13 protein-coding genes and 1 riboswitch are annotated in these 12,949 nt (G+C 38.9%); of the genes, 12 read left to right on the top strand and 1 reads right to left on the bottom strand.

Going from position 1 to position 12,949, the window contains the following annotated elements:
• Positions 1-11: 11 nt before the first annotated feature.
• From CEQ83_RS22960 to CEQ83_RS22945, 4 genes are all read left to right on the top strand, one after another.
• On the top strand, positions 12-992 hold the full coding sequence (locus tag CEQ83_RS22960) for an electron transfer flavoprotein subunit alpha/FixB family protein (protein WP_033579632.1): 981 nt from the start codon (positions 12-14) through the stop codon (positions 990-992).
• A gap of 408 nt (positions 993-1,400) precedes the next feature.
• The gene (gene trxA, locus CEQ83_RS22955; RefSeq protein ID WP_013059404.1) at positions 1,401-1,715 is read left to right on the top strand and encodes a thioredoxin; all 315 of its coding nucleotides are present in this window, start codon (positions 1,401-1,403) and stop codon (positions 1,713-1,715) included.
• 223 nt (positions 1,716-1,938) lie between these two features.
• A complete protein-coding gene (gene uvrC, locus CEQ83_RS22950; RefSeq protein ID WP_028411757.1) occupies positions 1,939-3,705 on the top strand; it encodes an excinuclease ABC subunit UvrC in 1,767 nt (588 codons plus the stop codon).
• 65 nt (positions 3,706-3,770) lie between these two features.
• Positions 3,771-3,948, top strand: a riboswitch (Lysine riboswitch).
• A gap of 141 nt (positions 3,949-4,089) precedes the next feature.
• Positions 4,090-5,322, top strand: coding sequence for an aspartate kinase (locus tag CEQ83_RS22945; RefSeq protein ID WP_028411756.1), 1,233 nt, complete (start codon positions 4,090-4,092; stop codon positions 5,320-5,322).
• 51 nt (positions 5,323-5,373) lie between these two features.
• Here the strand turns inward: CEQ83_RS22945 and CEQ83_RS22940 are convergent, their stop codons facing one another.
• On the bottom strand, positions 5,374-5,901 hold the full coding sequence (locus CEQ83_RS22940) for a YslB family protein (protein WP_028411755.1): 528 nt from the start codon (positions 5,899-5,901) through the stop codon (positions 5,374-5,376).
• A 489-nt stretch (positions 5,902-6,390) separates the two neighbouring features.
• On the opposite strand from CEQ83_RS22940, the gene CEQ83_RS22935 reads away from it, so the two are divergent.
• From CEQ83_RS22935 to CEQ83_RS22900, 8 genes are all read left to right on the top strand, one after another.
• The gene (locus tag CEQ83_RS22935; RefSeq protein ID WP_028411754.1) at positions 6,391-6,999 is read left to right on the top strand and encodes a succinate dehydrogenase cytochrome b558 subunit; all 609 of its coding nucleotides are present in this window, start codon (positions 6,391-6,393) and stop codon (positions 6,997-6,999) included.
• Between the two features lie 29 nt (positions 7,000-7,028).
• Complete coding sequence (gene sdhA, locus CEQ83_RS22930; protein ID WP_013059399.1) at positions 7,029-8,816, top strand: succinate dehydrogenase flavoprotein subunit; 1,788 nt, start codon at positions 7,029-7,031, stop codon at positions 8,814-8,816.
• A 3-nt stretch (positions 8,817-8,819) separates the two neighbouring features.
• Positions 8,820-9,593: a succinate dehydrogenase iron-sulfur subunit gene (gene sdhB, locus CEQ83_RS22925; RefSeq protein ID WP_013059398.1), complete on the top strand. Its 774-nt coding sequence runs from the start codon at positions 8,820-8,822 to the stop codon at positions 9,591-9,593.
• Between the two features lie 63 nt (positions 9,594-9,656).
• Entirely contained in the window at positions 9,657-10,106 is a 450-nt protein-coding gene (locus tag CEQ83_RS22920; RefSeq protein WP_028411753.1) for an acyl-CoA thioesterase, read from the top strand.
• A gap of 174 nt (positions 10,107-10,280) precedes the next feature.
• Positions 10,281-10,505: a spore germination transcription factor GerE gene (gene gerE, locus CEQ83_RS22915; RefSeq protein ID WP_013059396.1), complete on the top strand. Its 225-nt coding sequence runs from the start codon at positions 10,281-10,283 to the stop codon at positions 10,503-10,505.
• A 203-nt stretch (positions 10,506-10,708) separates the two neighbouring features.
• A complete protein-coding gene (locus tag CEQ83_RS22910; protein WP_028411752.1) occupies positions 10,709-11,035 on the top strand; it encodes a hypothetical protein in 327 nt (108 codons plus the stop codon).
• Between the two features lie 148 nt (positions 11,036-11,183).
• Positions 11,184-11,684, top strand: coding sequence for a cation:proton antiporter regulatory subunit (locus tag CEQ83_RS22905; protein ID WP_013085158.1), 501 nt, complete (start codon positions 11,184-11,186; stop codon positions 11,682-11,684).
• A complete protein-coding gene (locus tag CEQ83_RS22900; RefSeq protein WP_028411751.1) occupies positions 11,685-12,899 on the top strand; it encodes a cation:proton antiporter in 1,215 nt (404 codons plus the stop codon). It abuts the gene before it with no gap.
• Positions 12,900-12,949 lie beyond the last annotated feature (50 nt).

The following is a 12,949-nucleotide window of genomic DNA, read 5'->3' as shown; positions in this document are numbered from 1 at the left end:
GGGGTATTGTAATGGGACGCAAAGTGTTAGTTCTTGGAGAAGCACGTGATGGGGGATTACGAAACGTATCGTTTGAAGCGATTTCCGCAGCGTCTACTGTAGCTGACGGGGGAGAAATTATTGCAGCGTTAGTAGGAAAGGACGTAAAATCTTTAAGTGAAGAACTTATTGCATACGGAGCAGATAAAGTTGTTGTGACGGAGCACGAAGATTTAGCTGCTTACACATCGGATGGTTACGCTCAGGCATTATTAGCCATCATTGAAAGTGAACAGCCTGAAGCTATCGTATTTGGGCATACGGCTCTTGGCAAAGATCTAGCGCCAAAACTGGCAGCTCGCTTAGACAAAGGACTTATCTCGGATGTGACGGATGTAGAAGTGGGAGGGGATCAAGTAGTCTTCACTCGCCCAATTTATTCTGGTAAAGCATTTGAGAAGAAAATCATGACCGATGCTTTTACGTTTGTCACGATTCGTCCAAATAATATTTCACCGCTTGCAAAAGATGAGGGGCGTACAGGTGATGTAGAGGATTTAAATGTTGAAATCAAAAACCTGCGTACTGTTGTAAAAGAAGTCGTACGCAAAGCAACGCAAGGGGTTGATTTGTCCGAAGCAAAAGTCGTGATTGCAGGTGGTCGAGGTGTAAAAAGCACGGAAGGTTTTGGACCTCTCCAAGAACTAGCGGACGTGTTAAATGGAGCTGTTGGAGCGTCTCGCGGAGCGTGCGATGCAGATTACTGCGACTATTCTCTTCAAATCGGTCAGACGGGCAAAGTAGTCACACCAGATTTATACATTGCCTGCGGAATTTCAGGTGCTATTCAGCATTTGGCAGGTATGTCAAATTCAAAAATTATTGTTGCAATCAATAAAGATCCTGAAGCGAATATTTTTAAAGTAGCTGACTACGGAATCGTTGGAGATTTATTTGAAGTAGTGCCTCTGCTAACGGAAGAATTTAAAAAGCTGAAAGTACAGTCTGCGTAAGATTCTCGGACAAAAGTATTTGAGACGAAGTGAAGAACGAACCGTTGATCAAGATTTTTGATTAGTGGTTCGTTTTTTTGTTAGGGTAAACGCAGGGTAGGTCTTTCTAGCAGGTGATTGGAGGGCAAGGCGAAGACTCCTGCTAGAAAAGCGAAGTCTTGCATGGAAATCAACTGCGGTGTCGCAAGCGGTTCAACCCATGTATACTATTTGTTCGTCTTTGGATTCATTTAGTCAGGTCTCAGCCTCATGGGAAACGAAATTTTCTACGCATATTTTTAGGCAAATTGTACAAACTAGAGCGGAGAATAAACAGTATAAATGTAAGCAAAAAGTTAGCAAACCTTATTTGAAGGTGATATACTGTGAGTAGAATTTGGATATTGCATATATTTAGGAGGAATTAAAATGGCTATTGCACATGCTACAGATAAAAACTTTACAGATGAAATTAAATCAGGCCTAGTGCTTGTTGACTTTTGGGCACCATGGTGTGGCCCTTGTAAAATGATTGCTCCAGTTCTTGAAGAAATTGATGGCGAACTTAACGATAAAGTTAAAATCGTAAAAGTAGACGTTGATGAAAATCAAGAAACAGCTGGAAAATTTGGTGTTATGAGTATCCCAACTTTAGTATTATTCAAAGATGGAGAGAAAGTTGATCAAGTAGTTGGTTTCCAACCAAAAGAAGCATTAACAGAATTAATTAATAAACACGCGTAAGTCAAAACCTAGCTCAGGCTAGGTTTTTTTCTTTTTCTCCACTTTTTCTCTTTTGGGAATACTTTTATTTAGCGAATATGCGTTCGTTTGTTTTATACTAGATGTAAGGAACACCGCCATAAATCCAGCTTATGTACATGTATTAAGACAGGAAAGAATGTAGGTTACGCTTCATAAGCGATTGTATAGATGGACAGAGTAAGAGAAGAGGAAGGAGAAAAGTATGAACGATTATTTAAAAGAAAAGCTGGCTATTTTACCGGATCAGCCCGGCTGTTACTTGATGAAAGATAAATATGGAACGGTCATTTACGTAGGAAAAGCAAAAGTATTAAAAAATCGAGTACGTTCCTACTTTACCGGATCTCATGACGGAAAGACGCTTCGACTTGTAAACGACATTGTCGACTTTGAATATATCGTCACATCTTCTAATTTAGAAGCGCTTATTTTAGAAATGAATTTAATTAAAAAGCATGACCCAAAATACAATATTATGCTTAAAGATGATAAGGGCTATCCGTTTATTAAGATTACAGCTGAAAAACAGCCCCGACTTGTTATTACAAGAAAAATAAAAAAAGATAAAGGGAAATACTTCGGTCCTTATCCTAATGTTCAAGCAGCAAATGAAACAAAGCGGCTTCTTGATCGCATTTATCCGTTAAGAAAGTGCTCCACTATGCCAGATAGGCCTTGTTTGTATTACCATATCGGGCAATGTCTAGCTCCTTGCGTAAAAGAGGTAAAAGAAGAGCAAAACAAACAAATTATTGAAAATATCACGCGGTTTTTAAATGGTGGATATGAGCATGTCAAAACAGAGTTAACTGAAAAAATGTTAAAAGCTTCAGAAGAACTTGACTTTGAACGGGCTAAAGAATACCGAGATCAAATTGCTCATATCGAAGCGACAATGGAAAAGCAAAAAGTAACGTTTAATGATTTTGTTAATCGAGATGTGTTTGGCTATTCTTACGATAAAGGCTGGATGTGTGTTCAAGTTTTCTTTATTCGCCAAGGGAAATTAATTGAGCGAGAAGTTTCTATGTTTCCTTTTTATAAAGAGCCAGAAGAAGATTTCTTAACTTTTATCGGTCAGTTTTATGCCAAAAATATTAAGCCAAAAGAAGTGATGGTTCCAGCAACGATTGATGCAGAGTTAGCTGAGAAGTTAGTAGAAGTAGAGGTTCAGCATCCAAAGCGAGGCAAAAAGAAAGAATTAGTAGAACTTGCGTGTAAAAATGCAAAAATTGCGCTCGGTGAAAAATTCTATTTAATTGAACGAGATGAAGAGCGTACAGTTGGCGCAGTTGAACGGTTAGGAGAAGAGCTTGGAATTGCCGCTCCTTATCGGATTGAAGCATTTGATAACTCAAATATTCAAGGAACAGACCCAGTTTCTGCGATGATTGTTTTTGTTGATGGGAAACCGGAAAAGAAAGAATATCGCAAATATAAAATTAAGACGGTAAAGGGACCAGATGATTACAGTTCCATGAGGGAAGTCGTTCGCAGACGGTATTCCAGAGCATTAAAAGAAGGTCTTCCGCTTCCGGATTTAATTGTTGTAGATGGAGGCAAAGGGCATTTAGCTGCAGTACAGGACGTTCTCGAAAATGAATTGGGACTTTTAGTGCCTACAGCAGGTCTTGTCAAAGATGATAAGCACAGAACCTCCAATCTGATGATTGGTGAGCCTCCTCAAATCATACCGCTTGAACGCAATAGTCAAGAATTTTATTTGCTTCAGCGAATTCAGGATGAAGTTCACCGCTTTGCGATTACCTTCCACCGTCAAGTGCGCTCTAAGTCCGCTTTTCAGTCAGTTCTGGACGACATTCCGGGAGTGGGAGAAAAGCGTAAAAAAGCTTTGTTAAAGCATTTTGGTTCGGTGAAAAAATTGAAAGAAGCAACGATTGAAGATATTCGAAATTCAGGTGTTCCTCAGAACATTGCTGAAAAAATTTATGAAACATTGCAAAAATAGTCTTGAAATAATAGAAAATATTTGATAAGCTATTAACTAATTTCATACGACACTTCATCAAATGAAGTGAAGATAGAGGTGCAAATTTAATCAGTACGCATCAGGAAGGGTATGAGCCCTTATGAACGATGCGGAAAGGGAAATTTGCCGAAGTGAACATTACCTCATAGTAATGATTGCTGGTTCTGCGTTGAATAAACGTAGGATTGTCAAGATGTAGATTCTTGGAGAGCTATCTCACGGCAGTGGACGGTTATGTTTTATAATTTTCGTTCGTTAAGCAATGAGAGCTCATCTCATTGCTTTTTTTATTGTCTGAGTAAAAAAATTTAGCTTCTCATCATCCTGCATATGCAAATTTATTGAAAAGGAATGAACAAAATTATGGCATTAATCGTTCAAAAATTTGGTGGAACATCTGTTGGTTCTGTTGAACGTATTCAACATGTAGCAAACCGTGTTATTCAAGAAGCAGAGCGCGGTAACCAAGTAGTAGTTGTTGTATCGGCAATGGGCAAAACCACAGATGCACTGGTGAAATTAGCAAGTGATATTACGGACAGTCCAAGTAAACGCGAAATGGATATGCTTCTTACAACTGGAGAACAAGTAACGATTTCCCTGTTAACAATGGCTCTTCAATTCAAAGGTCATGAAGCCACTTCGCTAACAGGTTGGCAAGCTGGTATCCAGACAGAAGCAGTTCACAGCAATGCACGAATCCAGCACATTGACACGACTCGTATTCAAAGCCAATTAGATAGAGGTCGAATCGTAGTAGTAGCTGGATTCCAAGGCTGTTCAGAAGATGGAAGCATTACAACATTAGGTCGAGGCGGCTCTGACACGACGGCAGTAGCTCTTGCCGCGGCACTAAAAGCTGCAAAATGTGATATTTATACAGACGTAACAGGAGTGTTTACGACGGATCCGCGCTACGTAGAAGATGCTCGTAAACTTCATTCTATTTCATATGACGAAATGTTAGAATTAGCCAATTTAGGAGCAGGGGTGCTGCATCCGCGCGCTGTTGAGTTTGCAAAAAATTATCAGGTACCGCTAGAAGTGCGTTCAAGCTTAGAAAACGAGAATGGAACGATTGTTGAGGAGGAAGTTTCAATGGAACAAAACTTAGTCGTAAGAGGAATTGCGTTTGAAGATAATATTTCACGGGTGACAATTGAAGGGTTAAACAACGAGTTACAAACTCTTTCTACTATTTTTACAGCATTAGCAAAAGAACAGTTAAACGTGGATATTATTATTCAAAACGTAACGGCTAATAATCGCCTCTCTATCTCATTTTCTATTAAAACTGTAGACGTAGAAGCTGCTCTTGCCGTCTTAAAAGAGTATAAATCTACTTTGGGGTATACGCGTATTGAACATGAAAGCGGTCTGGCTAAAGTATCGATTGTGGGATCTGGCATGATTTCTAATCCAGGTGTTGCAGCCGAAATGTTTGAAGTGCTGGCAGGAGAGAAAATTGAAGTGAAGATGGTCAGCACGTCTGAAATTAAAGTATCTACAGTTGTACCGCATGCTGATATGGTAAAAGCTGTTGAGACGCTTCACGTAGCATTTGAATTAGAAGAGCAGCAGGCAGTGCAAGTATAAAGAAGAGAAAAAAGACGTGGTATCTCCACGTCTTTTATATATACGTATTTCTTACTTTTTATAACGCTCCGCACGGGTTTCGGTAGGTAAGATATCTTTTCGGTCCCACTGCACGGAAATCAGCACTTTTCCGTTCTTTTCTTTAGGTGTTAAGTAGGCTTCTGTTAGGCAGTTGTTTTGACGCTGAATCTGTTCAGCCACAAATCCTGACTCAAGATGAAATGAACAAGTTTCCTGCTGAAATCTTTTGCTGACCACATCACCTGATAACTCAAGCTCTAGTGAATATTTATCTTTTTTGGCAAGCGTCAGTGTTCCCCAGGAAGCTGCTTTAAAAAAAGCGACGATTTCATCCATTGTATTTAATGGATATTTACGCGCAAGGTGTTTTCCTGCCCAGTATGAGATGGTATTCGTTTCGTCTCCAAGAAGCTCTGGAATCAACACGTCACGCAAAAGACTGTATCCAAAATATGGAACGTGATCAAGAGCTCTCTCTGTTTCAGCTGCGGCATTAGGTTCTAATGTTTCCATCGTCTCTTCAAGTTCTTGCTGTGATTCTGTTTGTAAATTGCTCATGCTTTCCCCTCTTTCTTTACTACTATTATATACAAATCTAAAAAACCTCTCACGCATTTTTTTAATAAAATGTAAGAGGATCTTTATTATGGTAAAAAGAGTTAGATGTAAAGATAAAAAATCCATAAAATTACTTTTAAAAGGGTACTTTTACCTGTGTAAATGTTTTGTGAACTTGTTTACAATAAAAGTATAAAGTAAACGCTTACTTAACTGTGGCAAGCGATATTATAATAGAAAGAAAAAATCTTTAACATCAATGTAGTAAGCGTTAACAAATATAAAATTTTATAAATTTATATTTTATAGAAGATTTAAACATCTTGCCTTGACGCTCTTAATCGATGGGAGTAAAATTAACCTGTCACATACTTTATTAGGAAATGCAAAGGTTTTCATTTCCTGTATTCACGATTAATCTATTTGTCTAGTGGGAGTAAGAAAGTTCTTCACAAACTATGTTCATTTAACTAAGGGGGGTCTACGCAGATGGCGGCAAACAGAGAGTTTCAATATCGGAGAATCCATTCACTACTTGGAGTAATACCAATCGGGATTTTCTTAACACAGCATTTAGTTGTGAATCATTTCGCGACAAAGGGAGAAGAATCATTTAATCAAGCAGCTCACTTCATGGAGAGCTTACCTTTCCGCTATGCTCTAGAAATTTTCATTATTTTCTTACCAATCGTTTTTCACGCAATATACGGTCTTTACATCGCATTCACTGCTAAAACAAACGTTAACAACTATGGATTTTTCCGTAACTGGATGTTTATCCTTCAGCGTGTTTCAGGTGTAATCACACTTATCTTCATCACATGGCACGTATGGGAAACCAGAATACAAGCTGCGCTTGGAAAAGAAGTAGATTTTCAAATGATGGAACGAATTTTAAGCAACCCAGCAATGTTTGCATTCTACATAGTTGGTGTTGTATCTACGATCTTCCACTTTGCAAACGGTCTATGGTCATTTGGAGTTAGCTGGGGGTTAACTGTAACACCACGTTCTCAAAGAATTTCAACTTATGTGACATTAGCAATCTTCTTAGCACTTACATTCGTAGGTGTTCGTACATTATTCGCATTTGCATAAAATTAAGGTTTTGAAGGAGTGGGGTTCCGATGAGTAACGGAAAAATCATCGTAGTCGGTGGCGGTTTAGCTGGCTTGATGGCAACAATAAAAATTGCTGAGTCTGGCAAGCAAGTAGATTTATTTTCACTAGTTCCGGTAAAAAGATCTCACTCAGTTTGCGCGCAAGGTGGAATCAACGGAGCCGTAAATACGAAAGGTGAAGGAGATTCACCATGGGAACACTTTGATGACACAGTGTATGGCGGAGACTTTTTAGCCAACCAGCCACCTGTAAAAGCAATGTGTGAAGCAGCTCCTGGTATTATTCACTTACTTGACCGTATGGGTGTTATGTTTAACCGTACTCCTGAGGGTTTGTTAGACTTCAGACGATTTGGCGGAACGCAGCATCACCGTACGGCTTTTGCTGGAGCAACAACGGGTCAACAGTTATTGTACGCATTAGATGAGCAGGTTCGTCGCTATGAAGTTGCCGGACTTGTGACAAAGTACGAAGGATGGGAATTCTTAGGTGCTGTTCTTGATGATGAGCGCAGCTGTCGCGGAATTTCTGCACAGAATTTAAAATCAATGGAAATTAAAACGTTCCCAGCTGATGCGGTTATTATGGCTACAGGTGGACCTGGTATTGTCTTTGGAAAATCGACGAACTCAGTTATTAATACAGGTTCAGCGGCATCTATCGTGTATCAGCAAGGTGCATACTATTCAAACGGAGAGTTTATTCAAATTCATCCAACTGCTATCCCGGGAGATGATAAGCTTCGTCTTATGAGTGAATCTGCTCGTGGAGAAGGCGGACGCGTTTGGACATATAAAGACGGTAAACCTTGGTATTTCTTAGAAGAAAAATATCCGGCATACGGTAACTTAGTACCTCGTGATATTGCAACTCGTGAAATTTTTGACGTCTGCGTAGCGCAGAAGTTAGGAATTAACGGAGAGAACATGGTTTATCTGGACCTTTCACATAAAGATCCAAAAGAGCTAGACATTAAACTTGGAGGTATCATCGAAATCTATGAAAAATTCATGGGCGATGATCCGCGCAAAGTACCAATGAAGATTTTCCCAGCCGTACACTATTCAATGGGCGGTTTATGGGTGGATTACGATCAAATGACAAATATCCCTGGCTTGTTCGCAGCTGGTGAGTGTGATTATTCGCAGCACGGAGCGAACCGTTTAGGAGCAAACTCATTATTGTCAGCTATTTATGGCGGTATGGTTGCTGGTCCTAAAGCCGTTGAATACATCAATGGTTTAGAAAAGAGCGCAGATGCTATTTCTTCAAGCGTATATGATCGTCATGTGAAAGAAGAAGAAGAGAAATGGAACAATATCATGAATCTTCAAGGTACAGAAAATGCATACGTTCTTCATAAAGAGCTAGGGGAATGGATGACTGACAACGTGACAGTCGTACGATACAATGACAAACTGTTAAAAACAGATGAAAAGATTCAAGAATTAATTGAACGCTATGATCGTATTAACATTAATGACACGGCTAAATGGAGTAATCAAGCGGCAACATTTACTCGTCAGCTTCAAAACATGCTCCAGCTTTCACGTGTTGTAACGCTTGGAGCTTACAACCGTAACGAAAGTCGCGGTGCTCATTATAAGCCGGATTTCCCAGATCGTAACGATGAAGAATTCTTAAAAACAACAATGGCATCTTTCGTTGATAAGAAAACGGCTCCTTCTTTCCATTATGAAGAGGTAGACGTATCGTTAATCAAACCGCGTAAGCGCGACTACACAAAGAAAAAAGATGAAAAACCAAAAAAACAACAAGAGGGGGTTCGTTAATCAATGAGTGAACAACAAACAGTCCAAAAGACAGTGCGCTTCATTATTACACGTCAAGATTCAGCTGAATCTGCTCCTTACAATCAGGAGTTTGAAATTCCGTATCGTCCGAATATGAACGTTATTTCAGCACTGATGGAAATCAGACGTAACCCTGTTGATGCTTCAGGTAAAGAGGTTGCTCCGATAAACTGGGAAATGAACTGTTTAGAGGAAGTATGTGGAGCCTGTTCAATGGTTATCAACGGTAAACCTCGTCAGTCATGTACAGCTCTTGTTGATAAACTAGAACAGCCGATTCGCTTGCAGCCAATGAAAACATTCCCTGTTGTTCGTGACTTGCAGGTAGACCGCAGCCGTATGTTTGATTCACTGAAAAAAGTAAAAGCCTGGGTTCCGATCGATGGCACATACGATTTAGGACCAGGACCGCGTATGCCTGAAAAGAAACGTCAGTGGGCGTATGAGTTATCCAAGTGTATGACATGCGGCGTTTGCTTAGAAGCTTGTCCAAACGTAAACGACAAGTCAAACTTCATCGGTCCAGCACCGCTTTCTCAAGTTCGCTTGTTTAATGCCCATCCAACCGGTGCGTTAAATAAAGGAGAACGTTTAGAGACGATTATGGGTGATGGAGGGCTAGCGAACTGCGGGAACTCTCAAAACTGCGTTCAATCATGTCCAAAAGGAATTCCATTGACTACTTCAATCGCAGCTTTGAACCGCGACACAACAATTCAAGCATTCAGAAGTTTCTTTGGTAGCGATCAAGTATAACCACTCAAAACCTCTCCACGTGGAGAGGTTTTATTTTGTCTATGACGAACGGAGGAAATACAGATGAATAATATTTCGTATATTGAAGACATGGATCACTGGAAAGAGTCATTTTCGTTTAAGCAGAAAATCAAGGTAAGATTTTCGGAAACAGATATGTTTGGGCACTTAAATAATACGGTTCCTTTTGTTTATTTTGAACAAATACGTACGGAATTCTTTCACCATATTGGCTTTATGCAAAAGTGGACGAGTGAGTATGAGGGAACGATACCGGTGGTGGCTGATTTGCAGTGCGACTATGTCAAACAAGTGTATTTTGGCAACGTGCTAGCTGTTTTTGTAAAGGCCCATAAAATCGGACGTTCTTCGGTTGATTTACACTATATGATTCAAAATGAGCAAGGAGAGGTTGTACTCACGGGGAGAGGAACAATGGTGCAAATTTCTAAAGAAACAGGAAAAAGCGTGCCTTGGAATGAAGAGATGAAAAGGTGTTTATCGACTATATAAAAATGGCTTGAAGGCTCTTTCTTCAGGCTTTTTTTCTTTTTCAAAGGTAAAAAAGAGTTTTTTGCATATTTTTTCTAAAACTAGTAACCGCGTAGGCATACCGCACATAAGATATGTTGACTAAATTTACACCCATCCGATAGTTCAACTCAGGATCAGGCAAGGAGGGTTACATTGAAAGAAAAAGAGTTTCAACCTAAACCGCTACTTACAAAGCGTGAACGAGAAGTATTCGAGCTTTTAGTACAGGACAAAACAACAAAAGAAATCGCGAGTGAACTATTCATTAGCGAAAAAACAGTTCGAAATCATATTTCTAATGCGATGCAAAAGCTTGGAGTCAAGGGGCGTTCTCAAGCAGTCGTAGAACTCCTTCGAATGGGAGAACTTGAACTATAACATGAGCTGGCTTTCTTTTTAGAAAGCCAGCTTTTTGTATATTTTTTTAAGTATCGCATATGTATCTAAAAAGAATATCATTAAGAAAATATTATAAAAAAGGTAAATCTTTATAAAAGAAACTTATTGCTTGAAATTGAATTTCAGAGTACGTATACTTTTAAGTAAGGAGATACTACTTCAAAAGAAAGAGAGGTGAGATGATGAAAAATGTATGGTTAGGGGTATTATTATGCATGATATTCTGCTTGCCTTTTGCGAGTTTGCCAGATAAATTTATTGATAATGACTTTGAAAAAGTAAAGGTCACAAAAAGTTCGGTACAGCATTACACGGATATCGTGCACATGTCTCCAGGAGCTAAGCACAGCGTCAAACAAATAGGATCTCTAATACAAAGTGTGATAGTAACTTTTGCTTTAGTATGGGTGAGTACCAAGCTCATCATTCCGACGCATCAAATTGCGTATTTTTTCCTCAAGAAAACACTTTTTTATCCAAAAATCTTTCAATCAAGTTACCTCAATTAAATAAAAAAGGTTGAAATTTCAGCAGCCTTTTCTTCAAACCTAAAATTACCTACTATTCTTAGGCTTATTTGTCATGGGGATTTTCTATACAAATAATGCAATGAAAATTTAATATTCTTCTTAAAAACTTTATAGGAGTGATCATTCAATGATGATTAAAGAAACGGAATTACCAGGAATCGGCCGTAAATTTGAAATTGAGACAAGCGGAGGAAACCGTGTGGTCGTTATTATTCATGATGATGGACGACGCGAAATCTACCACTTCGATCAAAAAGATTTAGAAGAAAGCATTTTTGACATTACGTTAACAGATACGGAATCAAGACAGCTAGCTGCAATTTTAGGCGGCATGATTTACAAGCCAAAAGCAATGGAAACCATTGAAGTGGCATTCAATGACTTAGTGATTGAATGGTACAAAGTTGAAAAACAGGCCAAAGCTCACAGTAAAACAATTGGCGAAATTGACGTTCGCAGCAACTATGATGTCACAATCATCGCTGTCATTAAAAACACGCAAAAAAAATTATCCACCCCAGGACCAGATACGTTAATTGAAGAAGGAGATACGCTTGTCATCTCTGGTGAAAGAGGAAATTTAAAAACGCTCATTAAAGAATTGCTTTCACAAGGAGGTAGTTCATAATTGGATCATTTAGTATTTGAAGTTGGGACAGCTTTGTTACTAGTCGCTTTAGCGGCTATACTAGCACATAAATTTAAATTTACGATTATTCCATTCCTCATTCTGCTGGGCATGGCGGTTGGTCCCCATGCTCCTGAGTTTGGCTCATTCAGTTTAAAGTTTATTGAAAGCCAAGAGATTATTGAATTTATGGGGAGAATTGGAGTTCTCTTTTTACTCTTTTATTTAGGGTTAGAATTTTCAGTTGGAAAGTTAATTAAATCAGGTAAGTCCATCGCGGTGGGAGGATCTATTTATATTTTAATTAACTTTACCTTAGGATTATTGTATGGATACCTGACAGGAAATCCTCTTCTTGAAGTGCTGATTATCGCTGGAATTATTACGATTTCGTCCAGCGCAATTGTCGCAAAAGTATTGGTTGATTTAAAACGAACGGCAAATCCAGAAACGGAATTGATATTAGGGATCATCATGTTTGAAGATATTTTCTTAGCGGTTTATCTTTCTGTCGTTTCAGGGTTGGTGCTTGGAGACCACGGATCGCTTGCTGGATCTTTAACATCTATTTTAATTGCGTTTGGCTATATGATGCTGTTCTTTATCATTGCTCGAAAAGCTACGCCTCTACTAAATAAACTTTTAAATATTTCATCGAATGAAATCTTTATAATCGTCGTTTTTGCGGTATTGTTTTTTGTGGCAGGCTTCTCAGAAACAATTCACGTGGCAGAAGCAATTGGAGCATTATTGCTTGGGCTTGTATTTTCTGAAACAGAACATCGCGATCGGATTGAACATCTTGTCGTACCGTTTCGTGATTTCTTTGGAGCCATCTTTTTCTTCAGCTTCGGATTAAGTATTGATCCTCTCACGCTCTGGGATGCAGGCTGGCTTGCCCTTGGAGCAGTTGCGCTTACGATTATTGGTAACTTTACAGCCGGTATGATTTCAGGAAGAAAAAGCGGGCTGTCACACAAGGCTTCTACCAATATTGGATTAACAATCATGTCACGAGGTGAGTTTTCAATCATTATGGCTAACATCGGAATTGAAGGAGGATTATCGGCCATCCTTCAGCCATTCGCTGCGCTTTATGTATTGATTTTAGCTATTATTGGTCCTTTGTTAACGAAGGAGTCTAAGCATATATACGGATTTTTAAACTCAATATTTAAATGGAAAAAACCAAATCCTCAAGAATCTAATGGATAAAATATATAAAACACAGTTGACAAATCGGATTAATATGATAAAATTCAAAA

Source organism: Priestia megaterium (genome assembly GCF_009497655.1).
Taxonomy (GTDB): domain Bacteria; phylum Bacillota; class Bacilli; order Bacillales; family Bacillaceae_H; genus Priestia; species Priestia zanthoxyli.
The sequence above is the reverse complement of the archived record's forward strand: the minus strand, read 5'-3'. Positions and strand labels throughout refer to the sequence as shown.

What these genes read in the sequence shown, in the direction of transcription:
- CEQ83_RS22910 (WP_028411752.1), top strand. Translation starts at nt 10,709, where the DNA reads ATGAAAAATGTATGGTTAGGGGTATTATTATGCATGATATTCTGCTTG.
- sdhB (WP_013059398.1), top strand. Translation starts at nt 8,820, where the DNA reads ATGAGTGAACAACAAACAGTCCAAAAGACAGTGCGCTTCATTATTACA.
- CEQ83_RS22920 (WP_028411753.1), top strand. Translation starts at nt 9,657, where the DNA reads ATGAATAATATTTCGTATATTGAAGACATGGATCACTGGAAAGAGTCA.
- trxA (WP_013059404.1), top strand. Translation starts at nt 1,401, where the DNA reads ATGGCTATTGCACATGCTACAGATAAAAACTTTACAGATGAAATTAAA.
- CEQ83_RS22940 (WP_028411755.1), bottom strand. Translation starts at nt 5,901, where the DNA reads ATGAGCAATTTACAAACAGAATCACAGCAAGAACTTGAAGAGACGATG.
- CEQ83_RS22945 (WP_028411756.1), top strand. Translation starts at nt 4,090, where the DNA reads ATGGCATTAATCGTTCAAAAATTTGGTGGAACATCTGTTGGTTCTGTT.
- CEQ83_RS22905 (WP_013085158.1), top strand. Translation starts at nt 11,184, where the DNA reads ATGATGATTAAAGAAACGGAATTACCAGGAATCGGCCGTAAATTTGAA.
- sdhA (WP_013059399.1), top strand. Translation starts at nt 7,029, where the DNA reads ATGAGTAACGGAAAAATCATCGTAGTCGGTGGCGGTTTAGCTGGCTTG.
- CEQ83_RS22935 (WP_028411754.1), top strand. Translation starts at nt 6,391, where the DNA reads ATGGCGGCAAACAGAGAGTTTCAATATCGGAGAATCCATTCACTACTT.
- CEQ83_RS22960 (WP_033579632.1), top strand. Translation starts at nt 12, where the DNA reads ATGGGACGCAAAGTGTTAGTTCTTGGAGAAGCACGTGATGGGGGATTA.
- uvrC (WP_028411757.1), top strand. Translation starts at nt 1,939, where the DNA reads ATGAACGATTATTTAAAAGAAAAGCTGGCTATTTTACCGGATCAGCCC.